Source organism: Caulobacter zeae (assembly GCF_002858925.1).
Classification (GTDB): Bacteria; Pseudomonadota; Alphaproteobacteria; order Caulobacterales; family Caulobacteraceae; genus Caulobacter; species Caulobacter zeae.
In genome coordinates this window covers 138,689-165,211 of sequence record NZ_PJRS01000046.1, presented here as the reverse complement: position 1 = coordinate 165,211, position 26,523 = coordinate 138,689, and the positions used below count along the sequence as shown (strand labels likewise).

Here is a 26,523-nt window from a genome sequence, read left to right as displayed (position 1 = left end):
GTCGTTGTGCAGGTTGCATGTTGCGCTCATGTCGACCCCGAAGAACCGTACCGTCGAAGCTCGCATCCTGCGCGTGAACCACGGCGGCGAGCATGGGGCGATCCGGATCTATCGGGCCCAGATCGCGCTGGCCCGACTGCGCGCGCCTGACCTGCTGCCGTTCCTGACGCGGACTCTCGCCCACGAGCGCGAGCACCTGGAACGCTTCCGGGCCCTGATGCCGACGCGCGCGGCCAAACCCTGCCGCTTGATGTGGATCTGGTCGGTCGGCGGTGTGGCGCTCGGCGGGGTGACGGGCGTCCTCGGCCGTAAGGCGATCCTGGTCTGCACCGAGGCGGTGGAGCGCACGGTGCATCGGCATCTCGACGACCAGCTGGCCTGGCTGGGCGAGCGCGACGCCGAGATGGCCGCGACGATCCACGACATCCAGCAGCAGGAGCTCGGGCATCTGCGCTACGCCGAGAAGGAGCGTGGGGCGCCGAATGGGCTGACCGCGTTGCTGGATGCAACCATCTGCATCGCCGTCGAGGCGCTGATCTGGCTGTCGACCCGCGGAGACTCGCTGCGCCTCGCCCGGACCCTGCGGGCGGCCGCCTAGGCGCCGCCCTCAGCCGCCAGCGCCAGGCGCTTCTTCGGGAAGGCGTCGGGCAGTTCCTCGCGCAGGAAGGCCATCATCTTCTCGCGCACCTCGCAGCGCAGGTCGAAGGTGGTGGGGGCGTTGCGGGCGCTGACCAGGCAGCGCACCTCCATGACCTCGGGCGTGATGTCGGTGACGGCCAGGTTGACGACCTTGCCGTCCCAGCGCGGCGAGGCCTTGGCGATCTCCTCCAGCTTCTCGCGCAGGCGATCGACCGGGGCGGAAGGGTCGACATAGAGCATGGCCGTGCCGATCAGGGCCGCGCTCTCGCGGGTCCAGTTCTGGAACGGCGTCTGGATGAAGTAGCTGAGCGGCAGCACCATCCGCCGCCAGTCCCACAGGCGCACGACCACGTAGGTGGCGTTGATCTCTTCGATATTGCCCCACTCCTTCTCGACGATCACGGCGTCGTCGATGCGGATCGGCTGGGTGACGGCGATCTGGATGCCGGCGATCAGGTTGGTCAGCAGCGGCTGCAGGGCCAGACCCACGATCAGCGAGGCCGCGCCGCCGGCGGCCAGCAGGCTGACGCCCCATTGGCGCACGCCGGGAATGGTCATCAGCGCCAGGGCCAGGGTGAAGATGCCGATCAGTATGGCCATCGCCCGGCGCAGGATGCGGATCTGGGTGATGTGCTTGCGGGCCAGCAGGTTGTCTTCGACGTCGACCTTGAAGCCGCGCATGTAGAGCGCGGCGCCGATGTCGAGCGCGGTCATGGCCATCCAGCCCAGCAGGATGATGAACATCACCAGCAGCAGGTGCTTGGCGGTGGCGGCCTGGGCGACGTCGAGCGGCGCGATCGACACCGCCGCGCCCAGGGCGGCGACGATGAAGGCCATGCGCGTGGGGCGGCGGGTGCGGGCGATCATCGCCTGCCAGAAGGCGTCGCGCTTTGCGAAGCCGTGGCGCACGATCCGTACGGCCACGGCGTGGACGGCCAGGGCGATAGCGATGGCGGCCACGATCAGGGCCAGGCTGACGATCCAGGGCGGGGCCCAGGCGATCAGCCACACGGACTCGTTCAGCCAGTCAGGCAGCCAGGCGGGAAGATCCTTCATGACCGGGGCCAACGCGCCCGGGCCCTCGTGGCTCCCCGAAAAACGCCGTTAGGCCCTGGCGAACTTGCCCGCGGCACGCACCGAACCGGTCGGCTTGCCGCTGGGCGAGCCGCCGATCGGCTCATCGGTGACGGCCAGGGTGGCGGTGTATGTACCCGCCCCGCGCAGGTGTTCGGGCATGGGCATGCGCATGGGCTTGTCCATCGGCATCACGCCCAGCGAGATCGGGTCCTGGCCCTCGGGAATGACCCAAAGCTCCGCGTCGCGGCCTTCCGGCATCTTCATGCCCATGGGCGTCAGCATCACCTGGTCCATGCCGTGGTCGAGCGTGGCGACGATCATCGGCTTGTTGGTGGTCGGGTCGGCGATCAGCGCCACCTCGGCCGCCTGCGGCCTAGCCGGGGCGGGCGCAACTGCCGGCGGCGGGGCGGGACGCGGCAGCACCGCGACCACGACGCAGGCCGCCGCCAGGGCCATGGCGCCGGCGGTGAGGCCGCGCCAGAGGGTCACGTTGCTCCAGGCCGACGGCTTCAGCGGCTCGGCGATCAGGTTCTGGATGCGCGGCCACAGGCCTTCGGACGGCTGGGCCGAGGCGACGTCGGCGGCCAGCGGCGTCAGGCGCTCCTCCCACCAGGCCACCGAGCGGGCGAAGGCCGGGTCGACGCTCAGCCGGTGTTCGACCTCGGCGCGTTCGGACGCATCCAGCACGCCCAGCACATACTCCCCGGCCAGGGGGCGCTCTTCGCTGTCGCGGCTTTCGGGGCCTTCAGGCGGAATGTCGGTCGCGTCGGTCATGCTTCGAGACAGGCCCGCAGGCTGATCAGGCTGCGCCGGATCCAGCTTTTCATGGTGCCCAGCGGCACGCCGACCGCCTGGGCCAGGGCGTCGTAGGTCAGGCCCTCGAAGAAGGCCTTGCGCACGGCGCCGGAATGCTTGGGGTCGAGCTGGTCGAGGCAGCCGTCTAGGCGCTGGCGATCCTCGTCGGCCTCGATCCTTGCCGGGGCCAGCGGCGCGGCGTCGGGCAGGCTTTCCGCCTCCTCGACGCCGGTCATCACCCGGCTCCCGCGCGAGCGCAGCCGGTCGATGGCGCGGTTGCGGGCCAGGCTGACCAGCCAGGTGATCGGGCTGGCCTTTTCCGGGTCGAACCGTTCGGCCTTGTTCCACACCGTCAGATAGACGTCCTGCAACACGTCCTCGGCCTCCTCGCGATCATTCAAGATACGCAAGGCGACGCCCAATAGCTTCGCGGAGGTGTGTCGATAGACGTATTTGAGGGCGTCCTGGTCGCGGTTGGCGACGCGAGCGATCGCTCGCGAAAGCAAGGCGCGGCTGCTGTCAGCGTCCAAGCGACGTCCCCTCCGGCATCATGCCTGGCGGGGACGCTCGCATGCTCCTTCAAGGCTGGCAACGGCTTACCGCTGGCCGAACCGACTGGCGACGAAATAGCCCGCCGAGGCCGCCGCGGTGGTGACGAAGGCGCCCCAGGCCATGTCGGCCAGGGTGACGGCGGTCGACCAGGTCTTCAGCGTCGCCTGGTTGGTCAGGTCGTAGGTGGCGTAGGCGGCCAGGCCGAACAGGGCGGCGTTGGCCAGCAGGCGCGGCCAGCCGCCGTCCGGGCGCAGGGCCGGAACCAGCGCGAACCAGGTCACCGCGCCGATATAGATCAGGTAGAAGGCCACGGCCGGCGGCAGGCTGGGCGTGTCGGCCATCAAGGCGCCGATGCGCGGCCGATAGAGACGGTCGGCCATCTGGGTCAGCCAGACGGCGTCCAGCGCCAGGAAGACGACGGCGGTCGACAGATAGCCGAGGGCGTAGCGAAGCATTTTCCGAAGGTCTCCTTCAGGGGACGGGCCGCAGGCGGTAGTGGCTGACGCCCCACTCGGATCCGCCGCGATGGCCGAACAGGCCGGCGGTGGCCAGGAAGAACAGCCGCCAGCGCCGTCGCCAGATCCGGGCGTCGGCGCCATAGACCTCTGCCAGCAGGGGATCGACCACCTCGGAGGCAGAGTCGAAGCGCTCCAGCCACTGCATGGCCGTGTGGGCGTAGTGCGCGCCGCTCCAGCGCCAGTCCATGGCCACCTCGAACAGGTCGCGAAACTGCCGGGGCAGGTCGTGGCTGGGCATGATCCCGCCGCTGAAGAAGTGGCGGGCGATCCAGTCGTCGGGGTCCTCGGTCTCGAAGCGATAAGGCGTCGTGGCGTGGGTGAAGACGTGCAGGAACAGCAGGCCGTCGGGCTTCAGCCAGGTGCGCACCTTGGCCAGCAGGGCCCGCCAGTTGCTCATGTGCTCGAACATCTCGACCGAGACCACGCGGTCGAAGCGCCGGTGGGTGTCGAAGACGTTCATGTCGGCGGTGACGACGGTCAGGTTGCCAAGGCCGCGCTCGGCGGCGCGCGCCTGGATGAAGGCCCGCTGCGAGGTCGAGTTCGACACCGCCGTGATCGTCGAGGCGGGAAAGCGCTCGGCCATCCACAGCGACAGCGAGCCCCAGCCGCAGCCGAGCTCCAGGACCTCTTGGCCGTCGCGCAGGTCGGCATGGCTTTCGGTCTCGCGCAGGGCGGCGATCTCGCCGTCGGCGAGCGTGGCGGCGCCCGGCGGGTAGAGTCCGCTGGAGTATTTCAGGCGCGGACCCAGCACCGCCTCGAAGAAGGCGGCCGGCAGCTCATAGTGCTGGGCGTTGGCGTCGGCGGTGTGGGTGGCGATCGGGCCGTCGATCATCGCAGCGGCGAACTGGGCGGTGGTCTCCGGCGGCGCCTGCTCCAGCGAGCGCCGCGCGCCTGCGACCAGCTGATGGATGGCCAGGCGCGAGACGAAGTCGGGCACGGGCGCGTCCTGCGCCAGGCGGACCAGGGCCTGGATCGGTCCGCCGCCGCTGCGGCCCAGGCCCTCGTCGCGGGCGGGCGTCTTGCCGGTCAGGTCGCGCGTGGTGTCCGTCATCGTGCCTCCGTCCGTGGCGGCCGCACCCCGTCTGTCGGGCTGGCGACCTTCGGACGCAGCTACGCGCGAAGGCGGCGTCCGGATGCATGCGTCCAAGCGGCGGACTGCTCCGTAGCTACCAGGAAGCCTTGCCGACAGGAGCACCAGCCTTGCCGACCTCCAGCCCAAGCCCGCGCCAGCGCATCGCCGTGGTCGGTTCAGGAATCTCCGGCCTGTCGGCGGCCTGGCTGCTGTCCCGGCGCCACGAGGTCGTTCTGTACGAGGCCGACGATCGCCTGGGCGGCCACGCCCACACGGTGGAGGCCGGCGGGATGGCGGTGGACACCGGCTTCATCGTCTACAACGAGCCGAACTATCCCAACCTGACGGCGCTGTTCGGCCACCTGGGCGTCGAGACCGCCGCCAGCGACATGTCGTTCGGGGTGTCGCTGGACGACGGGGCGCTGGAATATTCCTCCAACAGGCTGCTGGCCCAGAAGCGCAACCTGGTGAACCCGCGGTTCCTGGGGATGCTGATCGACGTCATGCGCTTCTATCGGGCCGGCACGCGCGACGCCCAGGCGCTCGAGACGGATGGCGGTTTCTGCCGGTTGGCCGACTATCTGGACGCGCAGGGGTTCGGCCGGGCCTTCCAGGAGGATCACCTGCTGCCCCAGGCGGCGGCGATCTGGTCGGCCTCGCTGCGCGACATCCGCGAGTTTCCGGCCGGCGCCTTCCTGCGCTTCTTCGACAATCACGGCCTGATGCTGCCGATCGACAAGCGGCCGATCTGGCGGACGGTGACCGGCGGCAGCGCCCGCTACGTCGCCGCCCTGGCGGCCGACACGGACGGCGAGATCCTGCTGTCGAGGCCGGTGCGGCGGATCACGCGCCATCCCGACCACGTGGTCGTCGAGGACGGGCGCGGCCAGGCGCGGAGTTTCGACCAGGTGGTGATCGCCGCCCACGCAGACCAGGCCCTGGCCATGTTGGCCCAGCCGACCCCGGAGGAGACGGCGCTGCTGGGCGCCTTCCGCTACAGCCGCAACCGCGCGGTGCTGCACCGCGACGCGGGCCTGATGCCGCGCCGGCCCGCCGCCTGGGCCAGCTGGAACCATGTCGGCCGCCGGGGCGAGCGGGGCGAGGGCGGGGTGACCTACTGGATGAACCGCCTGCAGCCGCTGGGCGAGGCCGCTCCCTGTTTCCTGTCGCTCAATCCCGACCGCGCGCCGGGCGCCGTGCTGCACGACCAGGTCTATGAGCATCCGCTGTTCGACGGTCCGGCCATGGCGGCCCAGGCGCGGCTGTGGTCGTTGCAGGGCGTGCGCCGGACTTGGTTCGCCGGCGCCTATTTCGGCTCGGGCTTCCACGAGGACGGCCTGCAGGCGGGCCTGGCCGTGGCCGAGCAGCTGGGCGGTGTGCGCCGGCCCTGGCTGACCCCGAACCCGTCCGGCCGCATCTTTCTCGATACGCCCGCCGAGGCGCGCCAGGCGGAGCTGGTCGCGTGAGCCTGCGCTCGGCCCTCTATTGCGGCGTGGTGGTCCACGAGCGCGCCCGGCCCCGGCGCCATCGCCTGCGCTATCGGATATTCATGCTGTTGCTCGATCTCGACGAGCTGGACGCGGCGGGTCGGGCCTTGCGCCTGTTCTCGCACAACGCCCTGAACCTGCTTAGCTATCACGACCGCGACCATGCCGGCCGCATGCCCGCCCCGGTCAAGCCGCAGGTCGAGGCGCTGCTGGCGGCGCGCGGGCTGGACGCGCCGGGCGGCCCCATCCTGGCCCTGTGCATGCCGCGCGTGCTGGGGCACGGCTTCAACCCGCTGACGGTCTATTTCTGCCATGACCGCGAGGGGCGCCTGGCCGCGGTGGTCTATGCGGTCAGCAACACCTTCGGCGAGCGCCACGACTACGTGCTGCCGGCCATGGCGCGCGACGACGGGCTGGTCGTGCAGGCCTGCGACAAGACCTTCTATGTCTCGCCGTTCCTGCCGATGGACCTGCGCTACGCCTTCCAGGTCGCGCCGCCGGGCGAGGGCGTGCGGGTGGGGATCGACGTGCACGACGACGCCGGGCGGGTGCTGTCGGCCGGCTTTTCGGGGCGGCGCGAGACCCTGAGCGACGGGGCGCTGCTGCGCGCGGCGCTGAGCCATCCATGGCAGGTCGCCGGCGTGCTGGCGGCCATCCACTGGGAGGCGGCCAAGATCTTGCTCAAGGGCTTCCGGTTCTTCGCCAACCCTCGCCTGGCCAAGGAAAAAGCGGCGCGGACAGAAGTCCGCCCCTCTGCGCTGAACAAAGAAAAAGCGGCGCGGACCTGAGTCCGCGCCGCCAGTCGTTCCGGGGAGAAAGACGCGATCGGCGTCAGTAGACGAAGCGCGCGCCCATGAAGACCGAGCGGCCGGTGGCGGCGTAGCGCGACACGACCGGATCGTCCTGGTAGGCCCAGCGCTCTTCCTTCTGGTCCGTCAGGTTCAGGGCTTCGAGCGACAGGGTGATGTTCTTGGTCAGCTTGTAGGTGGCCGAACCGTCGAGGTTGAAGGTCTTCTTGCTGCCCGCGAAGTCGTTGACCAGCGGGCTGTCGCAATAGCCCGGGTCGCAGGTGCCGGCGGCGACCGGATAGGTCTGGCTGTAGCCCTTGCGGTAGGACGACGACAGGCGGGCCGAGAACTTCTCGACTTCATAGAAGATCGTGAAGTTGAAGGCGTCAGGCGATGCGCCCGTGAACGGGGCCTTGGCGGTGATCGCCGCCGCGCCCGTGCGGGTGTTGGCCGGGGTGACGATGTACTCCAGCTCCGACTCCAGGTGAGTGGCGTTGAACTGGACGCCCAGGTTCTTGAAGTACCAGGGCAGGAAGGTCAGGTTCTGCTGGTAGTTGACCTCGATGCCGCGGATGTAGCCGCCCGGCGCGTTGTCGAACTGGCGGATGTCGAAGGTGTTGTCGGCGTCGATATAGGCCAGGGCGTTGACGTTGGTCTGGGCGGCCCGCAGGGCGGCGATGCCCGCGGCGTCCAGGATCTGGCTCAGCGGCGCGTTGTTGATCAGGGTCTGCGGGAAGTTGTTGATCTGCTTGTCGAAGACCGCGACCGACACCAAGGCGCCCGAGGTGAAGTACCACTCGAAGCTCAGGTCGTAGTTGACCGCGCGGAACGGGTCGAGCTTCGGGTTGCCGACGGTCATCGTGCCGCCGACAACGGCGCCGGCGCCGGTGGGCACGCTGATCGCCGTGACCGAGGGCGACAGATTGCCCAGCATCGGGCGGGCCATGACCTTGGCCGCGCCGAAGCGGATGTACATGTTGTCGGCCACCTCGTAGGCGGCGTTCAGCGAGGGCAGGACGTCGGTGTACTTGTTCTCGCCCGAGATCGGACGCGAGCCGTTGGTCAGGCCCGAGGACTCCAGCTCGGTGATGGCGTAGCGGGTGCCGACGTTGCCGCGCAGTTCGCGACCGAACAGCTCGGTGTTGTAGTCGAACTGGACGAAGGCGCCGGTGTCCTTCTCCTCGACCGAGTAGCGGTTGGCCGCGCTGCTCAGGTACGACAGGCGCCAGTCGCCCCACTTGTTGACGCAGTTACAGTCGAAGTCGAACAGGCTGACCATCTTCTGCAGGTCGGGCGCCAGGAAGGCGGTGGTGCCGCCGGACGGGACGTCCAGGCCGGTGCCCCAGTTGATGACCTTGCTGACCGAAGCGATGTTGGAGCCGGCTTCCTTCAGGCTGGGGTTCAGGGTCTCGCCGCTCAGGCGGCGATACTCGGCGGTGTCGAAGCCGTACTTGCGCTGGCTGACGCCGAACCGGACGGCGTAGTTGTCGTCCAGGTCGTACTTGAAGTCGAAGCGCAGGGTCTCGTAGTCGTTGTTGGTGAAGCGCTGGAAGTGGCGAAGGGCCGAATAGCCCTTCACGAAGTCCCAGGCCGAGGCCTGGGTCGCGTCGAAGCCCAGGTTCAGCAGCGGCATGTCGCCGCCGCCGCGCGCGTCGTAGACGAGGTAGTCGTCGCCGGCCACGCCCTGGCCCGAGTCCAGGCGGATGAAGTCGGCCAGCAGGCCCTGAGTTTTGTTCTTCGACGACGACTTGCCCCAGACGGCGCTCATCGTGAAGTTGTCGCTGAACTCGTGGTCCAGCTTCAGCGACGACTGACGGAAGTAGGTCGTGAAGAACGCCGCGTCGGCCGCCGAGCGCAGGTCGACATTGCCCAGCTTCAGATAGTCGGCGTTGGCGCCGGTCGGCGACAGCGCCGCATCGATCAGGCGCACGCTGGGACGGCCGATGAACCTGTCGACCATCGCAGTGCCGTTCGCGCTGGGCACGTAACCCACCGACGAGACGGAGTTGTAGTAGTCGTACGGATCGAGGTTGAACGGGTTGTAGCTGTTGGTCGTGCCGGCGACCAGGCCGCCGCCGTTCAGCTGCTGGCCGCAGTCGATGGCGTCGCGGACTTCATTGGCGGCCTGCGCGGTGCACGACGCGTAGAACGCCCGCTTCTGGGCGGCCGTGGTGGCCGGGTTCAGCGTGTAGAACGGGTTGCCGGTGCTGTTGTTGGTGTTGTTGCGGTTCAGGCCGACGGTCTGGACCTGGTAGTTGATCGACGACTGCTGCAGCTCCGAATAGACCCAGTCATACGAAATGGTCGTGCGGCTGGTCGGGCGCCATTGCAGGGCGCCGGTCAGGCCCAGGCGTTCCTGCTCCAGGTCCTGCTGGTTCAGCGTGGCCAGGGCGGGAATGCGGGTCAGCGGGCCGGGCGCGGTGATGGTGCCGGTGCCGGTCAGGCTGGTGGCGTTGGTCGTCGCGCTCGAGGGACTGTTGATCAGGTTGTAGGCGGCCGCGTTCGAGCCGACCAGCATCGAGCAGATCGCCGTGTTGGTGATGTTGATGCCCGGGATCACGCCGCCGTTGCACGAGGTGCCGATCGGGGTCGCGAAGCCCTGCCGGCGCGGCGAGGTGGCGGTCGAGTTCGTCGCCAGGAAAGTCGACTGGCGATAGGTGTAGTCCGACTGGCCGGCCTGGCGCTGGTAGCTGTCGATGATCTGGTTGCGCTTGTTGTAGGCGACCGAGAACAGCGCGCCGAAGTCGCCCCAGTTGGTTTCCCAGCGATCGGAGACGAGGCCGGCGAAGCGCGGCGAGTGGGTGCCGCCGTTCTTGTAGTAGGCGTCCTGCACCGACAGGGCCAGGCGACGATCCTTGAAGTTCAGAGGCTTGCCGGTCTCCAGGTCGACCGTGGCGCCCAGCGAGCCTTCGTCGGTCTCGGCCGAAGCGGTCTTCTGGACCTTCAGGGCGCTGAACAGTTCCGAGGCGAAGGTGTTGAAGTCGAAGCCGCGCGAGCGGTTGGCGGCGTCGCCGGCGATCGACGGGCCGGCCGTCGACAGGGCTTCCAGGCCGTTCAGGCGAACGCGGGTGAAGTCGCTGCCCAGGCCGCGGACGGTGATGGTGCGGCCTTCGCCGTTCTCGCGGTCGACCGACACGCCCGGCAGGCGCTGCAGCGACTCGGCGAGGTTGGCGTCGGGGAAGTCGGCGATGTCCTCGGCGTTGATGGCGTCGACCATCACGTTCGAGCTGCGCTTGAGGCTGAGGGCGCTCTGCAGGGCGGCGCGGTAGCCAGTGACGACCACTTCCTCGACCGCGGTTTCCTCGGTCTGGCCCGAAGCCTGGGCGGCGGGGGCGGCGTCTTGGGCGAAGGCGGTTCCGGCGAGCAGCAGGCTGCCGGCGACGGTCAGGGCGCCGAGCGATGCACGATCGCACAGCACGCGGGCGCGGCTCCGCCGCGAAGTGACTTGCAACATATTCCCTCCCAGTTCTTCCCGACGGGCAGGCTCTTGAGTGGCCGACCCGTGATCTCTGTTCTTGTTGGTAGCGGTATCCGCCACCGGTGTCATTAAAATAGCTACCGGTGTCATTAAGCCGAAATGGCCGCTCGGGATCAAACCGAAAAATGGCCGCTCGGTGGCGCGGACGGCAAATATGCGGCGGGGCGTAGCGTCCGGGCAACAAAACGCCGGTTTGCGAACCTGGGGCGAAACGCCGCAGAGGGGCCTTTTCGCGCTCTCAGAAGCGGCGGGAGAGCGCCAGCTCGAACCGCCGACGGCGCGGGTCGGCATAGGTGTTGTAGTCGCCGATGCTGGTCTCGAAGATGCTGGGGCTTTTGTCGAACAGGTTGCGCACGCCCAGGCGGATCTCGCTGTCGCCGGTCCGCCAGCCCCCGGCGAGGTCGAAATAGACCTGGGCCGGCACGGTGCGGACCTCGCCATAGCCCGTCGGGGTGCGGAAGGCGCCGTCGAACTGGGCGCTGGCCGCCAGGGTCCAGGTCCCGCGCCGCCAGGTCGCGCCGCCGTAGCCTCGCCATTCCAGCGGCGCCTGGTAGTCGCCTGTCAGCGCTGTCCAGGCCTCGCCCGGCAGGAGCTTGCGGCGGAAGCTGGGCTGCCAGACCACCGAGCCGCACAGGTCGAGCCGGCCCCCGGCCGTGGCGAAGCCATGGCGCAGCTCGCCGCTGACCAGCTGGGTCTCGAGCTTGGCGCTGTTCATGGCCCGGCCGTCGATTTCCAGCACCCGCCCGACCGTATAGCCGCGGGCGATGTCGGCGGCGGTCAGCGGCGCGCGCGACACCCGGCCCAGCTGCGGGTTGGCCAGCAGGTAGCCCATCGAGAGCTCGCCGGTCAGGCCATAGAAGCCGTCGCGCTTGAGCACGCGGGTATAGTCGAGCGAGGCCCGCAGGTTCGAGCCAGGCGGCTGGATCACCATGCCCACCGAGGCGCTTTCGGCCCGCTCGGGCTTCAGGGCTGGCGAGCTGCCGAACATGTAGATGAACGGCCGGCCGCTGCCGACCGTGTCGCCCGGTCGTCCGGGGTCGGTGTAGAAAATGCCCGGAAGGGTCAGGCGCGAGGTGATCAGCTCGCTGGCCGTGGGCGCCAGGGCTCCGGTGGCGGCGCTGAGGCGCAGCATGACGGCCTTGGCCGGGAACACCCGCGCGCCGGCGGTCCAGGTCCAGACCTCGTGGCGCGAACGGACCAGCGGCGGATCACTGGTCATGGCCAGGGCCGGCGCCCAGGCCTTGCTGTCGTCCAGCCTTACCGAGGCTTGCAGCTCAAGGCCCGCAAGGCCCGGAGGCGCGTGCTCCCGGCGAAAGATCGGCGCGTTGGCCTCGGCGTACAGCGAGGCGACCTTCTGGCGGGCCCCGACCAGGGTATGGGTCGAGCTGGTCTGGTCGCCCTGGGTCGTGGTCTCGACCACGTCGCCGATACGCTCGTCGCGCAGGTCGGCCGCGATCGTCAGGTTGGCCGGGCCCGCCGGCAGCTGGATTGCCGGGCCGGCCGCGCGGACGGCGAGGTTCGAGAAGCGGTTGGATTGCCGGGTGCGCTTGAGCGAGGCGCTGCGATAGAGCTCCAGCACGGATTGCAGCGCGTCGTAGTCGCCGAACGGATCGATCACCGGCCGGTTCAGGCCCTCCTCGCCCCACACGAAGCTGTAGTTCAGGTCCGGCTCGGGCTGGTGTCGATGCTGCTTCAGCCGGATCCGGCCGACGCCGGTCGAGGCGTCGAGGTTCACCCGCCAGCCGAGCGGCGCCTCGATGATCGCCCCGGCGGTAAGCCTCTGGGCGAGGGTGCGCTCCTGGTTCTTCTGGTCGTAGGAGGCGAACGGCACCGAGACCAGGATGTCCTGCTGGAACGGATTGGTCGGCGCCGAAGCGCTGACGAAATAGGCGCGGGAGTTGGGGCTGGTCAGGCCCTCGCCCTCGTTCTCCAGGTGCAGGACGTCGAGATAGGTCTCCACGCCGAACAGCGCGCGGCGGACGCTGGCGGTGATCGCCGTCGAGTGCGCGCCGTTCAGCAGGCTGGCGTCGCCGCTACTGGCGTCGGGGCCAAGGCCGCGCGACAGGGCGCCGGCCCCTTGCAGCGCCAGGCGCTGGAAGTCGCCGGCCGCATAGCGCAGAGGCAGGGTGGTGACGTTCGAGCCGAGGCTTACGCCGGCGTCGGTGACCAGCGGCTGGCCGGTGTAGCTCATGATGTTACGGCCGTCGGCGGCGGCCGCCAGCACCTCGCTTGGCGTGCGGCCGTCCGACTTGGCGCGGTAGCGGGTGGTGAAGTCGCGCTGGATCACCCGCAGCGGCTCGCGCGTCGAGGTCGAGAAGCCGGCCGAGACCTGGGTGCGGCCGCCGTCGGGCGAGAAGCCCAGGCGCGCCTCCAAGCGGCCCTGGCTGGCGTCGCCGCGCGAGGACAGGCCGCCGATCGCGGTGACCTCGCCGCCGTCCTGGTCGCGCCGCAGCACGATGTTGACCACCCCGCCCAGCGCGCCCAGGCCATAGATGCCGCCGGCCGAGGCGGGGATGGTCTCGATGCGCTCGATGGCGCCCAGGGGCAGGGCGTTGATGTCGGGCTGCCGGAAGAACGAGCCGTCCAGTCCCGGCAGGCGGGGCAGCCGGCGGCCGTCGACCAGCACCAGGGTCTGGCTGGGGCCAAGGCCCAGCAGGTCGAGTTCGGAGCGGGCCGCGCCCGGCCGGGCCTGGGCGGGCGAGACGGCGGCGGCGTCGGCCAGCACGCGGTCGCGCAGGAAGCTCCCGGCCTCGTCGGCCTGGGACAGGGCGATTTCGTCTGCGGTGTGCACGACATAGGGCTGGACGCCGTTTTCCAGCCGCCGCAGGTCGCCGTTGAGAGCCCGCCGGCCCAGCACCAGGATCTCGGGGACGGTGGTCACCGCGTCTGAGCCCTGCGGCGCCGTCGCCGACGGGGCGGGGGCCAGGACGTAGACGCCGTCGGCGGTGCGACGCGCCACAAGGTCCGTTCCTTCCAGCAGCCGGTCGAGCGCGGCCTCCACCGACATGCGGCCGCGCGCCTGACCCGAACGCTTGCCGGCGGTCAGGCTGGAGGCGAACAGCAGCTCGGCGCCCGACTGCCGGGCCAGTTGGCGCAGGGCCGACGACAGGTCCTGGCGGTCGACGTCGATCGCGGGCGCGGCGACGGCGGGCCCGGCGATCGCCGCGGCCAGCATGCCCGCCAGTCCCAGCCGTCCCCGCATTCGCCTCCCGCCTCTCTTAAGGTCTCCAGATCGACACGACCCGTATTGCGACGCTAGGTAACGTTGTTATTCGAGCGCGCAAGCCGAGATCGGGGTCTCGGTGAAAATTCGAAGGAAGCGATGAGGATTTCGCCTTCGGCTACGTATTCTAGGAAAGACCCGCTGCTCGGCCGTCCAGCCGAGGCGCGGCGTGGGGTGCGTGGAGCGTAAGGTGGCGGCTGTCCATCCTCAGTCGGCGGACGGTTCGAAGGCGGCGCAGGCCGATCCTGCGCGCGCGCTCGCCTTGCAGGCCGACGTGACCGCCTTCTTCCGCCGCCGCCTGGGCGCCGACGCCGAGGTCGAGGATCTGGTCCAGGAGGTGTTCGTGCGCGCCGCCGACCAGGTGGGGCTCGCCGACGAGGAGTACGCGCGAGCCTATGTCTTCCGCACCGCCGCCAGCGTCTGGGCCGATCGGCACCGGCGGCGGCTGGCGCGGCGGGCCGACCAGCACGTGCCCTTCGATCCCGAGCGCCATGGCGAGACCGACGACGATCCGGCCGGACGCCTGGACGCCCGCGAGACCCTGCGCGCGGCGACCGCCGTGCTGCTGACCCTGCCCGAGCGGACGCGGACGATTTTCGTGCTGCGGCGGATCGAGGGAATGACCGTACGCGAGATCGCCAGCCGCCTGGGCATTTCCGGCAGTGCGGTCGAGAAACACGTGGCCAAGGCGTTGGAGCGCCTTCTGGCCCAGACGGGGGACCTGCGATGAGCGCCTATCCCCTCGCGTTCGACGAGATGGCGCAGCTGCCGCGCGACGAGGCGGCGGCGCTGCTCTGGCTGAACATCGACGAGTCCGATCCGGCCCAGGCCGCCGTGCTCGACGCCTGGCTGGACCGGGATCCGGACAACCGCGCGGCCTGGCTGCGGGCCCAGGAGATCTGGAGCGGTTTCGACGAGGCCGGCGACGAGGCGACGCTGCGGGTGTTGCGACGCCGGGCGGCGAAGACCTCGCGCCCGTTGTCGTCGCGCTGGATGGCGGCGGCTGCCGTGTTCGTCGTCGCCATCGGCCTTGGCCTGTGGCTGGCCGAGCGGCCGGTCCCGGCCCTGCCGCCGCCGGTCGTCGAGGCCTCGGCGGTGTTCGGCGAGCCAGACCTGGTCACGCGCGCCGAGACGAAGACCTTCGACCTGCCGGACGGCAGCAAGGCCAGCCTCGCGCCTGGCAGCGCCCTGGACCTGGCCTATGACCACGGCGGACGCGCCATGCGGCTGGTCAGGGGGCGGGCGTTCTTCGACGTGGTTCCCGACCGGGCGCGGCCGTTCACGGTCGAGGCCGGCGGCCGGCGGATCACGGCCCTGGGCACGCGCTTCGACGTGCGCCTCGACGACGGCCAGCTGCGGGTGACGCTGGTCGAGGGCCAGGTCTCGGTCGCCCGCACGATCGACGCGACCGACGGCCCGGGCCGACCGGTGGTGCTGGCGGCGGGCGAGCAACTGACCGCCGCCCCGGGCCGCGACGTCGTCGCGCCGGCGGAGACGGGCGCCTCGGCCTGGCGCGAGACCTCGATCACCTTCGAGGACAAGCCGCTGTCGGAGGTCGTGGCCGAGCTGAACCGCCACAGCGCCACCAAGCTGGTGGTCGACGACCCGAAGGTGGCGGCGTTGCGCGTGACGGGCCGGTTCCGCACCGGTGACTCGCAACGCTTCCTGCGCACCCTGGCCCAGGTGCTGCCGGTGCGCGGCGAGGCGGCGGGGCCGGGCCGCTATCGCATCGTCCGCGCCGACTGAGCGGATTCGAATAACGCCGGTGTGGGTTTTGCCCGGCGCTGCGTGTTCTCCCCCGGGGAGCCGGTCGTGCTTCCGCCCAGGGGACGAGGCGATGGAACAGCAGATCTGTAGCGAGCGGGCGTCGGCCAGGGTCGGCGCCCTGCTGGAAGAGATCCAGCAGCGACTGTTCGACGACGTCGAGGGCGCGCGACGGCTGATCGACCAGGCGATCCAGGTGCTGCAGGCGCCGTCCGCGGCCAGTCCGACGCGGACCGGCGGCCTGGCACCCTGGCAGGCCCGGCGGGTGGCGCGCTACATCGACGAGAACCTCGAACGGGCCCTGACCGTGGCCGAGCTGGCGGCGGTGGGCGGCGTGCGCCCCGGCTATTTCGGCAAGGCCTTCAAGAGCAGCTTCGGCGTCAGCCCCCACGCCATGGTCCTGCAGCGGCGCGTGGCGCGGGCCAAGATCCTGATCGCCCAGGGCGAGGACCCGCTGAAGGACATCGCCCTGGCCTGCGGCTTCTCCGACCAGTCGCACCTGACCAACCGCTTCCATCGTCTGGCGGGCATGACGCCCGCGGCCTGGCGGCGGCTGCATGCGGCGCCGGTGTTTCATGCGCCGGGCGACGATCGCGGCGGCTGCGTCCAACTCGAGCGGCGCGCCCAGGCCTAGGCTTCCGACCCGTTCCCCCTGCCTTCGAGGTCATCCATGAACGCCGTCGCTTCCATCCATTCCGCCGTCTCGGCCCCCAACCAGTTCGTCGAGGTCGGCGGCCGCACTCTGGCCTACCGCTCGATCGGCGAGGGCCGGCCGCTCGTGCTGTGCACCCGCTTCCGGGGCAATATGGACGTCTGGGATCCCGCCTTCCTCGACGGCCTGGCCGACGAGGGCTTCCGGGTCATCACCTTCGACTATTCGGGCCTTGGCCTGTCGACCGGCGAGGCCACCTACAATCCCGCCGAGATGGCCCGCGACCCGATCGACCTGATGGCGGCCCTCGACCTCAGCGACGTCGTGCTCGGCGGCTGGTCGCTGGGCGGCATGGCGGTCCAGGTGGCCTTCGCCGTGGCCGGCGCGCGGATCAGCCACCTGCTGCTGATCGGCACCACCCCGCCCGGGCCGCTGGTCAAGCCGGCCGAGCAGTTGTTCTTCGACACGGCGGTGATCGAGGACTACGCGCTGAAGGAAGAGGAGATCCTGTTCTTCGAGCCGAAGTCGCAGGCCAGCCGCAAGGCCGCCGCCGAGTCCTCGGCCCGGATCGCCGAACGTACCGAGGGGCGTTCGCCGGTAGTGCCGATCGCCTTCGCCCGCGCCAATATAGGGGACGGGCCCAAGAACCCGATCTTCCCTGCCGACGCGGTGCTGGAGGTGCTGAAGACGACGACCAAGCCGATCCTGCACCTGGGCGGCGACCACGACATCATCTTCCCGGTCGAGAACTGGTACGCCTTGAACCAGGTGCTGCCGACGCTGCACCTGATCACCTACCCTTCGGCCGGGCACGGGCCCCAGCACCAGTATCCGCGCGCCTCGGCCGAGCACATCGCCAGCTTCGTGCGCTCGACCAGCTAAAGGTTCAGAGGGACGCCTGGCGCCGTTCGCGACGCCAGGCGCTGGGCGGCGCGCCTTCCCGCCGCCGGAACAGGCGCGACAGGTGGGCCTGGTCGCTGAAGCCGCAGGCGACGGCGATCCCGCACAACGGCTCGTCGGTGGTCAGCATGATCCGCTTGGCCAGGGTCAGGCGCTGCTCGACCACGTACTTCTGCGGCGACAGGCCGAAGGTCGTCTTGAAGGCGCGCGAGAAATAGGACGGGCTGAGCCGTGCGGCGCGGGCCAGGTCTATGACGCGGATCGTCGTCTCCAGCCGGCGCTCGACATAGGCGGCCGCGCGGCTGGCCTGCCACGGCGCCAGGCCCGCCGGCTTCGCGCCCACGAAGGCGCCGGGCGGCGCGGGGCCGCCCGGTTCGGGATCGTAGAAGCACATCCGCCGCTCAGCGGGTGATCTTGCCGGGCAGGCTGAGGTCGCCCGAGGCCACGTCGAAGATGTCGGAGATGCACAGCAAGGGTGCGTGCAGGTTGGCGTTGACCTTCAGCGCCGAGGTGACGCCGTCGAACTTCACCCCCTCGACCGCGCCGATCACGCCGGCCGGCACGCTGACCTCGACGGTGTCGGTCGCCAGGGTGGTGGGATAGGTCGGGCTGTCGATCAGCAGCGGCACGCCGGGCCAGGTGGCCGGCACCTTGGGCTTGGTCCCCTCGGGGATGTCGCGGACCTTCAGCGCGCCCTTGCCGCAGGCGTCGTCGGGAACCAGCACCACCCAGTGCGGATGCCAGACGTGGCGATTGACCCCGCCATAGGCCGCGTCGTCGAAGTCGGGGTGGAAGGTCACCGCCAGGGCCAATATGCCCTGGGCGCCCTCGAAGCCGACGCTGCTGCTGTCCAGCGAGGTGGGCCACACATAGCTCCACACTGCGCTGCCGGCGAACTGGCCCGTGGCTTTGGGCTTCATCTCGCCGGCCTTGCCGCGCACCTGCACGCGGAAGACGACGTCCGGTCCGACGCTCTTGACCTCCGTGAGGACGATGTCGAAGGACGCCATGATCGCGTCCTTGGTCGGCGAGACCACGTCCTGGGCGAAGGCGGGGGCGGCGAGGAGGGCCGTCGTGGCGACGGCGAGGCTAAGCGTGCGGAGCATGGGCGATCTCGATCGAGACGCCGCGACGAGGGCGCGGCCGGGAACGCCAGGGTTCCACGGCCGCGCTTTTCCGCCTTGGATCGGGCGGAGGCCTATTTCTTCAAATCAGACGGTCAGTTCGCCAGCCAGGCGTCCAGGTCCTTCAGGGCCCGGATGCTCATCAGCCGCTTCTTGGCGCGGCCGCGTTCCTTCAGCGGGATTTTCTTGCCGTCCTCGTCGACCTTGGGAGTGTCGAGCGGCGGCAGCAGGCCGTAGTTGATGTTCATCGGCTGGAACGAGCCGCTCCGGGCGCCTTCCTGCGCGCCTTCCAGGTGGCCGCCGGTGATGTGCTCCACGAGGGCGCCCAGGGCGGTGGTCGGAGGCGGGGCTTCAAGCGAGCCGCCCTTGCGCTCGGCGGCGGCGAAGCGGCCGGCCAGGAGGCCGATGGCGGCGCTTTCCACATAGCCCTCGACGCCGGTCACCTGACCGGCGAAGCGCATGCGCGGCGAGGCCTTCAGGCGCAGGCCCTTGTCCAGCAGCTTGGGCGAGTTGATGAAGGTGTTGCGGTGCAGGCCGCCCAGGCGCGCGAACTGGGCGTTCTCCAGGCCCGGGATCATGCGGAAGGTCTCGGCCTGGACGCCGTGCTTCAGCTTGGTCTGGAAGCCGACCATGTTCCACAGCGTGCCGAGCGCGTTGTCCTGGCGCAGCTGGACGATGGCGTAGGACTTCACGGTCGGGTCGCGCGGGTTGGTCAGGCCGACGGGCTTCATCGGACCGTGGCGCAGGGTCTCGCGGCCGCGCTCGGCCATCACCTCGATCGGCAGGCAGCCGTCGAAATAGGGGACGTTCTCCCACTCCTTGAACTCGGCCTTGGGGCCTTCGAGCAGGGCGTCGATGAAGGCCTCGTACTGCTCCTTGTTCATGGGGCAGTTGATGTAGGCGGCCGCGTCGCCGCCGGGGCCTTCCTTGTCGTAGCGCGACTGGCGCCAGGCCTTGTCCATGTCGATGGACTCGAGGTGGATGATCGGCGCGATGGCGTCGAAGAACGACAGCTGGCCTTCGCCCGACAGGTCGAGCACCGCCTGGGCCAGGGCCGGCGAGGTCAGCGGGCCGGTGGCGACGATGACGTTGTCCCAGTCCTCGGGCGGCAGGCCGGCGATCTCCTCGCGGACGATGGTCACCAGCGGGTGGGCTTCCAGGCGGCGGGTGACTTCTTCCGAAAAGCCGTCGCGGTCGACCGCCAGGGCGCCGCCGGCCGGCACCTGGTGCTGGTCGGCCGCCGACATGATGATCGAGTCGCAGCGGCGCATCTCGGCGTGCAGCAGGCCGACGGCGTTGAACTGCCAGTCGTCCGAGCGGAACGAGTTGGAGCACACCATCTCGGCCAGGCCGTCGGTCTGGTGAGCGTCGGTGGTGACTTTGCCGCTGGAGTCATCCTTGCGCATCTCGTGCAGGATGACGGGAACGCCGGCCTGGGCGATCTGCCAGGCGGCCTCGGAACCGGCGAGGCCGCCGCCGATCACATGAATGGGGGAGGTGGTCATGGCGTCCTCATACCTCCGCCCTCGCCAAGACGGAACCGCCGTGTAAGCTCGTCTTGGGCGAGTTATAGGGTTCTGGGGGTCTTCAGGGTGGGGAAGAAGTTTTCGGCGGCGTCGGCCGCCGTGTCGGGCTGGGCGCTGATCGGCCGGCGGCCGCTGTCGGTCGCGGCGTGGAGCGCGGTGATCCTGCTGGGCCTGTTCCTGCCGGCGCTGCTGCTCTTCCTGCCGGTCATCGATCCGTTCGTCGAGATGATCCGGGCCATGCCGCAGACGCCCGACGCGCAGGATCCGGAGATGACCGCGCGGATCATGGCGATGCAGGGCCAGCTCAGCCTGATGAACATCGGCATGATGGCCGTGCAGGTCGTGGCCCCGACCATCGTCATGGCCGCGGCCTTCCGCGCCGTGCTGCGCCCGGAGGAGGGCCGGAAATTTTTCCTGCGCGTCGGCGCGGCCGAGGGCTGGATGATGCTGGTCAGCCTGGTCCTCACCTTCGGCGGCAACATCGCCATCTTCGCGGCCATGATCCCGGGCGTGCTGCTGGGGCTGATCGGTTTCGTGGTCATGGCGATCGGCGGCGACACCGAGGCCGGCGCCGTCGTCGGGGTGGTGGTCGGCCTGATCGGCGTGATCGTCGGCGAGATTGCTCTGCTGTGGGCCTTCCTGCGGTTGTCGATGGCCCTGCCGATGACCTTCGCCGAGCGGCGCTTCATGCTCTTCGAATCCTGGGCCCTGACCAAGGGCCAGAGCCTGCGCCTCGTGGGCATGCTGCTGCTGGTCGGGCTGACGCTGCTGGTCGTGCAGATCGTCTTGGGCGTGGTCGCTGTCGTCGCCATGGCGCTGGTCGCCCCGGGCCTGGCCAAGACCCTGCCGGCGGCGCGCTCGGTGGCGGAGGTGCTGCGCCTGATCTGGCCGATCCTGGCCGTGGCGCTGCCCCTGGCGGCGATCGTCCAGACGGTGGTCCTGACGGTGTGCGTGACGCCGCTGGCCAGCGTCTACCGGTCGCTGAAGCCCGCCGACGAGGCGGAAGCGGCCGCCTGACAGCGGCCTTCCCGCCACGGCCGGGCAAAATCCGAGCGAACCGGCCGGCGACTCGTCGTTTCATGACGCCGCGCGCGCTAGGGTGGCGTCGGCTGTTCTGAAGGACCTGGAACCACATGGGCGAGGCATCGATCGCGATCGGCGCGACGGCGCGAGCCGGCATCGCCGGCGTGACCCACCTTGCGCCGCGCACCTGGGCGGCGCTGGCCGTCGCGTGCCTCGTGGGCCTGTTCGGCCGCTACCTGGGAGGGGCCTTCGTCCTGTTGGCCGATTTCGCCGCCGCCGCCCTGGCCTATGGCGCGCTCTATCGCGCCGCCTTCGATGGCCCCGCGGGCCTGGCCGGCCTGCGCTGCGGCCGCGAGGAGGCGCTGATCGCCGCCGTCCAGCTGCTGCTGGGCGTGGTGTTCCTGGTGGTCATCGCCGTGCTGCTGGTCGTGGTCGGGGCCGTGGCCCTGGGCGTCGCCCGCGCCGCGGCGCCCGGTTTCGACGCCACCTCGTCGGAGGCCTGGCGGGCGGCGCTGTCGGGGCCGCTGGCCGCCTTCGCCGCCAGCCTCGCGCCGCTGGCCAGCCTGGCGGTCCTGGCCTGGCTGGCCGCGCGCCTGGCCCTGGCGCCGGCCGCCTCGATCGCCGCCGGCCGCCTGCGGGTGCTCAGCGCCTTCGACCTGACCAAGGGCCGGGCCGGGCTGCTGGTGGTCCTGGGCCTCGTCTTCTACCTGCCCAGCGTGCTGATCGCCGCCAGCGGCAAGGCGGCCTTCGACGGCGTCGGCGCGTTCCTGGTGCAGGCGGCCGCGGTCGGCCTCTATTATTTCTGTGTCGCTCCTGCCTGGACGGCGGCCTGCGTCCACGTCTACAGACACGCTCCGAGCTTGGCCGTCGCCGAGCCGTCAGAAGCCTGATCATGATCGTCTTGTCGCCCGTCGCCGCCGCCCTCGAAGGGCCGCGCACCATGCGCCGCCACCCCGTCTCCCTGCTGATCTGGGGCGGGCTGTACCTTGGCTCGCTGATCCTGCTGTCGGTGCTGCTGGTCGCCGTGTTCGGCGACGAGGTGCGGCGCGACCTGGCCCAGACCCGGTTCACGGCCGACCCGCGCGAGGTGTTGCAGCTGATCTCGCACCTGGGCGGGGCGATGGCGCTGATCATCCTGCTGGCCGCCGCCATGAGCGCGGTGCTGGCCGGCGCGATCCTGCGCTCGGTCATGCATCCCGAGCAGAACCAGGGCGCCTATCTGCGCCTGGGCGCCGACGAGGTCCGGCTGTTCGTGGTGGCCCTGATCGCCTGGGCCACGGCGCTGTTCGTCACCGCCATCCCCAGCGGCGCCCTGACCCTGCTGACCGCCACGGTCGCCGGCGCCGGCGCGCGCGGCCTTTCGGCCTGGATCGCCTTCCTTGGCGGCCTGGCGGTGATCGGCCTGTCGATGTGGGTGGGCGTGCGCCTGTCGCTGCTGTCGCCCCAGACCTTCGCCGAGGGCCGCATCAACGTCCGCGAGTCGTGGGTGCTGACCCATGGCCACTTCTGGGGCCTGCTGGGCATGTTCGTGCTGAACCTGCTGATGGCGCTGGGCGCGACCATGGCGATGTCGCTGGTCGGCGGCCTGCTGACCGGCGTGATCGCCCTGATCGGCGGCGGGACCAAGCTGTTCGTGATCCTGGGCCTGCTGGTCAACCTGCTGATCGCGCCGCTGATCGTCACCGTCCAGACGGTGATCCTGACGGCCGGCCCGGCCCGCGCCTATCGGCAGCTGCATCCCGATATTTGAACCCGGGTCTGTCGTTCCGCCCCGAAGCTTGTTACCCCTGGCGTCACTAGGGTTTGCAAGGGGCTATGATGAAGACCTTCTCGGCGACGGACGCGGCCATTTCCGGCTTCGGCATCGTGCGCGAGCATCCCAAGGCCGTGGGGGCCTGGGTGCTGATCTCGACCATCGTTTCGGCCGTGGTGGCGGTGATCACCGTGGGCCTGTTCGGCCCGCAGCTGGAAGCCTTCGCCAATCTCAGCCAGACCAACGCCCAGCCTGACCCGGCCGAGACCCTGCGGATGATGGGCGGGCTTGTCCCGGCCATGGCGTGCTCGATGGTCTACAGCATCGTCTTCTACTCGGTGCTGATGGCGGCCATCTATCGCGCGACGCTGCGCCCGGCCGACAACGACAAGGCCTATCTGCGCTTCGGCGCCGACGAGCTGCGCCAGGCCGGCGTGTCCATCCTGATGGTCCTGCTGTTCTTCGCCGGCTACATCGGCATCGTCCTGGGCGTGGCGGTGGTCATCGGCATCCTGGCGGCGGTGTCCAAGCCCGTCGGCGGCCTGGCGGCCATCGTGCTGGTGCCGGCCGGCCTGGGCGCGCTGATCTATTTCGCCGTCCGCCTGTCGCTGGCCAACGTGCTGACCTTCGCCAAGGGGAAGATCGACATCTTCGGCTCCATGGCCCTGACCAAGGGTCGCTTCTGGCCGATGTTCGGCGCCTATGTCGTGGCGACCATCCTGGCCGTCGTCGTCTATCTGCTGCTGTTCCTGATCGTGACCCTGCTGGGCGGCGCCCTGAGCGGCTTCAACATGGAGACCCTGGGCACGCTGATGCAGTCGCAGACCACCTCGCTGGAAAGCCTGATGACGCCCACGGGCATCCTCAGCCTGGCGGTCGGCGGCCTGATCGCGGTGCTGACCAGCGTGACGATCTACACGCCCTCGGCCTTCATCTATCGCCAGATCGCCGTCGACGTGGAAAGCGCCAGCGACACCTTCGCCTGAGCCTTGCCGGGCAGCACAATGAAAAAGGCCGGCGGAGCGATCCGCCGGCCTTTCCTGTTTCCAGGTCCGTGCGTCAGGCGCGCTTGGACGTCTTGAGATCGGCCACGCGGGCCAGGCGGCGCTCCTCGTGCTTGGCCAGCAGTTCCTTGAGGTACTTGCCGGTCCAGCTGGCCTCGACCTTGGCCACGTCCTGGGGCGAGCCCACGGCGACGATCTGGCCGCCGCCGTCGCCGCCCTCGGGGCCGAAGTCCAGCAGCCAGTCGGCGGTCTTGATGACGTCGAGATTGTGCTCGATGACCACCACCGTGTTGCCCTGGTCGGCCAGCTCGTGCAGCACCTCGAGCAGCTTCTTGGTGTCCTCGAAGTGCAGGCCCGTCGTGGGCTCGTCGAGGATGTAGAGCGTGCGGCCCGTGGCCCGGCGCGACAGTTCCTTGGACAGCTTAACCCGCTGGGCCTCGCCGCCCGACAGCGTCGTCGCCTGCTGGCCCACCTTGATGTAGCTGAGGCCCACGCGCTTGAGGGTCTCCATCTTGTCGCGGATCGGCGGCACGGCCTTGAAGAAGTCGGCGGCCTCCTCGACCGTCATGTCCAGCACGTCGGCGATGGTCTTGCCCTTGAACAGCACGTCCAGGGTCTCGCGGTTGTAGCGCTTGCCCTTGCAGATGTCGCAGGTGACGTAGACGTCGGGCAGGAAGTGCATCTCGATCTTGATGACGCCGTCGCCCTGGCAGGCCTCGCAGCGGCCGCCCTTGACGTTGAACGAGAACCGCCCCGGGCCGTAGCCGCGCGCCTTGCTCTCCGGCAGCTGGGCGAACCAGTCGCGGATCGGGCCGAAGGCGCCGGTATAGGTCGCCGGGTTCGAGCGCGGGGTGCGGCCGATCGGGCTCTGGTCGATGTCGATGACCTTGTCGAAGTTCTCCAGGCCCTCAATCCGCTCGTGCGCGGCCGGGGCGTCGCTGGCGTTGTTCAGGCGGCGCGCGGCGGCCTTGTAGAGGGTCTCGATCGTGAAGGTCGACTTGCCGCCGCCCGAGACGCCGGTGATGCAGGTGAAGGTGCCGACGGGGATCTCGCCGGTGACGTCCTTCAGGTTGTTGCCCTTGGCGCCGATGACCTTGAGCGTCTTCTTCTTGTTGATCGGACGGCGCTCTTCGGGAACGGCGATCTCGCGCTCGCCGGTCAGGTACTGGCCGGTGACGCTGGCCGGGTTGGCCATGATCTGGTCGGGCGTGCCCTGGGCGACGATCTCGCCGCCATGGACGCCGGCGGCCGGGCCCATGTCGATCACGTAATCGGCGGTGAGGATCGCCTCCTCGTCGTGCTCGACGACCAGCACCGAATTGCCCAGGTCGCGCAGGCCCTGCAGCGATTGCAGCAGGCGGGTGTTGTCGCGCTGGTGCAGGCCGATCGACGGCTCGTCGAGCACGTAGAGCACGCCCGTCAGGCCGCTGCCGATCTGGCTGGCCAGGCGGATGCGCTGGCTCTCGCCGCCCGACAGGGTGCCCGAGCCGCGCGACAGGTTGAGGTAGTCGAGGCCCACGTCGACCAGGAACCGCAGGCGGTCGTTGATCTCCTTGAGGATCCGGCGGGCGATCTCCAACTGCTTGTCGGAGAGGTGGCCTTCCAGGGCGCTGAACCAGTCGCGGGCCGGGCGGATGGCCAGGTTCGAGACGGCGGCGATGTCGAGGCCGTGGACCTTCACGGCCAGGGCCTCGGGCTTCAGGCGCTTGCCGCCGCAGGCCTCGCAGGGGGTGTCGGACTGGTAACGGCCCAACTCTTCACGGACCCACGAAGAGTCCGTCTCGCGCCAGCGACGCTCCAGGTTCGGCAGCACGCCCTCGAAGGGCTTGTCGACCTCGTACTTGCGGGCGTTGTCGTCGTAGGTGAACTTGATCTTCTCGCCCTTGGAGCCGTTCAGCACCACGGTCCGGGCCTTTTCCGGCAGCTTGTACCAGGGCTCGTCCATCGAGAAGCCGTAGTGGCGCGCCAGGGCCTGCAGGGTCTGGGTATAGAGCGGCGAGGGACCCTTGGCCCAGGGGGCGACGGCGCCCTTGTGCAGGCTCTTGTCCTTGTCCGGGATGATCAGGTCGGCGTCGAAGGCCAGCTTCGCGCCCAGGCCGTCGCAGGTGGGGCAGGCGCCCGCCGGGTTGTTGAATGAAAACAGGCGCGGCTCGATCTCGGCGATGGTGAAGCCGCTGACCGGGCAGGCGAAGCGTTCGGAGAAGAGGAGGCGCTTGGGCTCCTTCTCGCCTTCCTCGATCGTCGCCCATTCGGCCACTGCCAGGCCGTCGGCCAGGCGCAGGGCCTGTTCGAGGGAGTCGGCCAGGCGCTGTTCCATGCCGGCCTTGGTCACCACGCGGTCCACGACCACGTCGATGTCGTGCTTGAACTTCTTGTCGAGGGCCGGGGCGTCCTCGATCGGATAGTATTCGCCGTCGATCTTCAGCCGCTGGAAGCCGGCCTTCTGCCACTCGGCGATCTCCTTGCGGTACTCGCCCTTGCGGTCGCGAACGACGGGGGCCAGCAGGTAGAGGCGCGTGCCTTCGGGCAGGACGGTGATCTTGTCGACCATCTGGCTGATGGTCTGGCTCTCGATCGGCAGGCCGGTGGCCGGCGAGTAGGGGACCCCGACCCGCGCCCACAGCAGGCGCATGTAGTCGTGGATCTCGGTCACCGTGCCGACGGTCGAGCGCGGGTTGCGCGACGTGGTCTTCTGCTCGATCGAGATGGCTGGCGACAGGCCTTCGATCAGGTCCACGTCCGGCTTGCTCATCAGCTCCAAGAACTGGCGGGCATAGGCCGACAGGCTCTCGACGTAGCGGCGCTGGCCCTCGGCGTAGATGGTGTCGAAGGCCAGCGAGCTCTTGCCCGAGCCCGACAGGCCGGTCAGCACGACCAGTTCGCCGCGGGGGATGTCGACGCTGACGTCCTTGAGATTGTGCTCGCGGGCGCCGCGGACGCGGATGAAGTTCAGTTGCTCGGCCATGGTGTCCGGAACGCTCGAAGGTCGGATTGGGAGCCGCGTGGGGAGCGGCGCAGCGGCTATATGTAGGGTTCTGGCGCGGCATTAACACAAGAACAAGATGCGAACAAATGCCGCAGCCATCCTGCTGCCAATCCTGCTGACACCAGATGTCAGCAGATGGGGCCGCGAAGGGCGCAAAGCGGG

The 26,523-nt window shown here is 69.7% G+C and carries 22 protein-coding genes; 11 read left to right on the top strand and 11 right to left on the bottom strand.

Features of this window, described 5'->3' with window-relative positions; genetic code table 11:
- Window positions 1–28: 28 nt before the first annotated feature.
- Window positions 29–598, top strand: a complete 570-nt coding sequence (locus tag SGCZBJ_RS22785; protein ID WP_101720199.1) for a demethoxyubiquinone hydroxylase family protein — start codon at window positions 29–31, stop codon at window positions 596–598.
- Here SGCZBJ_RS22785 and SGCZBJ_RS22780 read toward each other — a convergent pair.
- The 5 genes from SGCZBJ_RS22780 to SGCZBJ_RS22760 form a co-directional block, all read right to left on the bottom strand.
- The gene (locus SGCZBJ_RS22780; protein WP_101720198.1) at window positions 595–1,695 is read right to left on the bottom strand and encodes a mechanosensitive ion channel family protein; all 1,101 of its coding nucleotides are present in this window, start codon (window positions 1,693–1,695) and stop codon (window positions 595–597) included. The genes SGCZBJ_RS22785 and SGCZBJ_RS22780 overlap by 4 nt on opposite strands.
- 48 nt (window positions 1,696–1,743) lie before the next feature.
- Window positions 1,744–2,490, bottom strand: a complete 747-nt coding sequence (locus tag SGCZBJ_RS22775) for an anti-sigma factor (protein WP_101720197.1) — start codon at window positions 2,488–2,490, stop codon at window positions 1,744–1,746.
- Window positions 2,487–3,017 carry a sigma-70 family RNA polymerase sigma factor gene (locus tag SGCZBJ_RS22770; RefSeq protein WP_276308974.1) on the bottom strand — a complete coding sequence of 177 codons (531 nt, stop codon included), beginning with the start codon at window positions 3,015–3,017 and terminating at the stop codon, window positions 2,487–2,489. The genes SGCZBJ_RS22775 and SGCZBJ_RS22770 overlap by 4 nt, the downstream gene beginning before the upstream one ends.
- Window positions 3,018–3,107: 90 nt before the next feature.
- Window positions 3,108–3,518, bottom strand: a complete 411-nt coding sequence (locus tag SGCZBJ_RS22765) for a DUF2177 family protein (RefSeq protein WP_101720195.1) — start codon at window positions 3,516–3,518, stop codon at window positions 3,108–3,110.
- Window positions 3,519–3,534: 16 nt separating this feature from the next.
- Window positions 3,535–4,632 carry an SAM-dependent methyltransferase gene (locus tag SGCZBJ_RS22760; RefSeq protein WP_101720194.1) on the bottom strand — a complete coding sequence of 366 codons (1,098 nt, stop codon included), beginning with the start codon at window positions 4,630–4,632 and terminating at the stop codon, window positions 3,535–3,537.
- A gap of 149 nt (window positions 4,633–4,781) precedes the next feature.
- Here SGCZBJ_RS22760 and SGCZBJ_RS22755 point away from each other — a divergent pair, with 149 nt between their 5' ends.
- Window positions 4,782–6,119 (top strand): NAD(P)/FAD-dependent oxidoreductase, encoded by a 1,338-nt coding sequence (locus tag SGCZBJ_RS22755; protein WP_240621611.1) that lies wholly within the window; start codon window positions 4,782–4,784, stop codon window positions 6,117–6,119.
- Window positions 6,116–6,928, top strand: a complete 813-nt coding sequence (locus SGCZBJ_RS22750) for a DUF1365 domain-containing protein (RefSeq protein ID WP_101720192.1) — start codon at window positions 6,116–6,118, stop codon at window positions 6,926–6,928. Before SGCZBJ_RS22755 ends, SGCZBJ_RS22750 begins: the two co-directional genes overlap by 4 nt.
- A gap of 43 nt (window positions 6,929–6,971) precedes the next feature.
- Here SGCZBJ_RS22750 and SGCZBJ_RS22745 read toward each other — a convergent pair whose 3' ends face one another.
- Both SGCZBJ_RS22745 and SGCZBJ_RS22740 read right to left on the bottom strand, forming a co-directional pair.
- Window positions 6,972–10,382 carry a TonB-dependent receptor gene (locus SGCZBJ_RS22745; RefSeq protein ID WP_101720191.1) on the bottom strand — a complete coding sequence of 1,137 codons (3,411 nt, stop codon included), beginning with the start codon at window positions 10,380–10,382 and terminating at the stop codon, window positions 6,972–6,974.
- 262 nt (window positions 10,383–10,644) lie between these two features.
- Window positions 10,645–13,608, bottom strand: coding sequence for a TonB-dependent receptor (locus SGCZBJ_RS22740; RefSeq protein ID WP_101720190.1), 2,964 nt, complete (start codon window positions 13,606–13,608; stop codon window positions 10,645–10,647).
- A gap of 211 nt (window positions 13,609–13,819) precedes the next feature.
- Between SGCZBJ_RS22740 and SGCZBJ_RS22735 the strand changes: the two genes are divergently transcribed.
- The 4 genes from SGCZBJ_RS22735 (at window position 13,820) to SGCZBJ_RS22720 (ending at window position 16,927) form a co-directional block, all read left to right on the top strand.
- A complete protein-coding gene (locus SGCZBJ_RS22735; protein ID WP_165799414.1) occupies window positions 13,820–14,359 on the top strand; it encodes an RNA polymerase sigma factor in 540 nt (179 codons plus the stop codon).
- The gene (locus tag SGCZBJ_RS22730) at window positions 14,356–15,375 is read left to right on the top strand and encodes a FecR family protein (protein ID WP_101720188.1); all 1,020 of its coding nucleotides are present in this window, start codon (window positions 14,356–14,358) and stop codon (window positions 15,373–15,375) included. The genes SGCZBJ_RS22735 and SGCZBJ_RS22730 overlap by 4 nt, the downstream gene beginning before the upstream one ends.
- A gap of 91 nt (window positions 15,376–15,466) precedes the next feature.
- Window positions 15,467–16,027, top strand: coding sequence for a helix-turn-helix transcriptional regulator (locus SGCZBJ_RS22725; RefSeq protein WP_101720187.1), 561 nt, complete (start codon window positions 15,467–15,469; stop codon window positions 16,025–16,027).
- Window positions 16,028–16,063: 36 nt separating this feature from the next.
- A complete protein-coding gene (locus SGCZBJ_RS22720; protein WP_101720186.1) occupies window positions 16,064–16,927 on the top strand; it encodes an alpha/beta fold hydrolase in 864 nt (287 codons plus the stop codon).
- A gap of 4 nt (window positions 16,928–16,931) precedes the next feature.
- Here the strand turns inward: SGCZBJ_RS22720 and SGCZBJ_RS22715 are convergent, their stop codons facing one another.
- From SGCZBJ_RS22715 to trmFO, 3 genes are all read right to left on the bottom strand, one after another.
- A complete protein-coding gene (locus tag SGCZBJ_RS22715) occupies window positions 16,932–17,339 on the bottom strand; it encodes a helix-turn-helix domain-containing protein (RefSeq protein ID WP_101720185.1) in 408 nt (135 codons plus the stop codon).
- Window positions 17,340–17,346: 7 nt separating this feature from the next.
- On the bottom strand, window positions 17,347–18,051 hold the full coding sequence (locus SGCZBJ_RS22710; RefSeq protein ID WP_205685459.1) for a hypothetical protein: 705 nt from the start codon (window positions 18,049–18,051) through the stop codon (window positions 17,347–17,349).
- Window positions 18,052–18,164: 113 nt separating this feature from the next.
- On the bottom strand, window positions 18,165–19,574 hold the full coding sequence (gene trmFO / locus SGCZBJ_RS22705; protein ID WP_101720184.1) for a methylenetetrahydrofolate--tRNA-(uracil(54)-C(5))-methyltransferase (FADH(2)-oxidizing) TrmFO: 1,410 nt from the start codon (window positions 19,572–19,574) through the stop codon (window positions 18,165–18,167).
- Window positions 19,575–19,661: 87 nt separating this feature from the next.
- Between trmFO and SGCZBJ_RS22700 the strand changes: the two genes are divergently transcribed.
- The 4 genes from SGCZBJ_RS22700 to SGCZBJ_RS22685 all read left to right on the top strand — a co-directional run bounded on the left by SGCZBJ_RS22700 (window position 19,662) and on the right by SGCZBJ_RS22685 (window position 23,357).
- Window positions 19,662–20,612 carry a hypothetical protein gene (locus SGCZBJ_RS22700; RefSeq protein WP_101720183.1) on the top strand — a complete coding sequence of 317 codons (951 nt, stop codon included), beginning with the start codon at window positions 19,662–19,664 and terminating at the stop codon, window positions 20,610–20,612.
- A gap of 116 nt (window positions 20,613–20,728) precedes the next feature.
- The gene (locus SGCZBJ_RS22695; RefSeq protein WP_101720182.1) at window positions 20,729–21,508 is read left to right on the top strand and encodes a hypothetical protein; all 780 of its coding nucleotides are present in this window, start codon (window positions 20,729–20,731) and stop codon (window positions 21,506–21,508) included.
- A gap of 2 nt (window positions 21,509–21,510) precedes the next feature.
- The gene (locus SGCZBJ_RS22690) at window positions 21,511–22,368 is read left to right on the top strand and encodes a hypothetical protein (RefSeq protein WP_240621610.1); all 858 of its coding nucleotides are present in this window, start codon (window positions 21,511–21,513) and stop codon (window positions 22,366–22,368) included.
- A gap of 68 nt (window positions 22,369–22,436) precedes the next feature.
- Entirely contained in the window at window positions 22,437–23,357 is a 921-nt protein-coding gene (locus tag SGCZBJ_RS22685) for a hypothetical protein (protein ID WP_133149313.1), read from the top strand.
- Between the two features lie 73 nt (window positions 23,358–23,430).
- Here the strand turns inward: SGCZBJ_RS22685 and uvrA are convergent, their stop codons facing one another.
- The gene (uvrA, locus tag SGCZBJ_RS22680) at window positions 23,431–26,340 is read right to left on the bottom strand and encodes an excinuclease ABC subunit UvrA (RefSeq protein WP_101720180.1); all 2,910 of its coding nucleotides are present in this window, start codon (window positions 26,338–26,340) and stop codon (window positions 23,431–23,433) included.
- Between the last annotated feature and the right edge of the window lie 183 nt (window positions 26,341–26,523).

Coding starts and splice junctions, on each gene's coding strand:
- SGCZBJ_RS22785 (WP_101720199.1), top strand. CDS start 29: ATGTCGACCCCGAAGAACCGTACCGTCGAAGCTCGCATCCTGCGCGTG.
- SGCZBJ_RS22780 (WP_101720198.1), bottom strand. CDS start 1,695: ATGAAGGATCTTCCCGCCTGGCTGCCTGACTGGCTGAACGAGTCCGTG.
- SGCZBJ_RS22775 (WP_101720197.1), bottom strand. CDS start 2,490: ATGACCGACGCGACCGACATTCCGCCTGAAGGCCCCGAAAGCCGCGAC.
- SGCZBJ_RS22765 (WP_101720195.1), bottom strand. CDS start 3,518: ATGCTTCGCTACGCCCTCGGCTATCTGTCGACCGCCGTCGTCTTCCTG.
- SGCZBJ_RS22760 (WP_101720194.1), bottom strand. CDS start 4,632: ATGACGGACACCACGCGCGACCTGACCGGCAAGACGCCCGCCCGCGAC.
- SGCZBJ_RS22745 (WP_101720191.1), bottom strand. CDS start 10,382: ATGTTGCAAGTCACTTCGCGGCGGAGCCGCGCCCGCGTGCTGTGCGAT.
- SGCZBJ_RS22740 (WP_101720190.1), bottom strand. CDS start 13,608: ATGCGGGGACGGCTGGGACTGGCGGGCATGCTGGCCGCGGCGATCGCC.
- SGCZBJ_RS22730 (WP_101720188.1), top strand. CDS start 14,356: ATGAGCGCCTATCCCCTCGCGTTCGACGAGATGGCGCAGCTGCCGCGC.
- SGCZBJ_RS22725 (WP_101720187.1), top strand. CDS start 15,467: ATGGAACAGCAGATCTGTAGCGAGCGGGCGTCGGCCAGGGTCGGCGCC.
- SGCZBJ_RS22720 (WP_101720186.1), top strand. CDS start 16,064: ATGAACGCCGTCGCTTCCATCCATTCCGCCGTCTCGGCCCCCAACCAG.
- SGCZBJ_RS22715 (WP_101720185.1), bottom strand. CDS start 17,339: ATGTGCTTCTACGATCCCGAACCGGGCGGCCCCGCGCCGCCCGGCGCC.
- SGCZBJ_RS22710 (WP_205685459.1), bottom strand. CDS start 18,051: ATGCTCCGCACGCTTAGCCTCGCCGTCGCCACGACGGCCCTCCTCGCC.
- trmFO (WP_101720184.1), bottom strand. CDS start 19,574: ATGACCACCTCCCCCATTCATGTGATCGGCGGCGGCCTCGCCGGTTCC.
- SGCZBJ_RS22695 (WP_101720182.1), top strand. CDS start 20,729: ATGGGCGAGGCATCGATCGCGATCGGCGCGACGGCGCGAGCCGGCATC.
- SGCZBJ_RS22690 (WP_240621610.1), top strand. CDS start 21,511: ATGATCGTCTTGTCGCCCGTCGCCGCCGCCCTCGAAGGGCCGCGCACC.
- SGCZBJ_RS22685 (WP_133149313.1), top strand. CDS start 22,437: ATGAAGACCTTCTCGGCGACGGACGCGGCCATTTCCGGCTTCGGCATC.
- uvrA (WP_101720180.1), bottom strand. CDS start 26,340: ATGGCCGAGCAACTGAACTTCATCCGCGTCCGCGGCGCCCGCGAGCAC.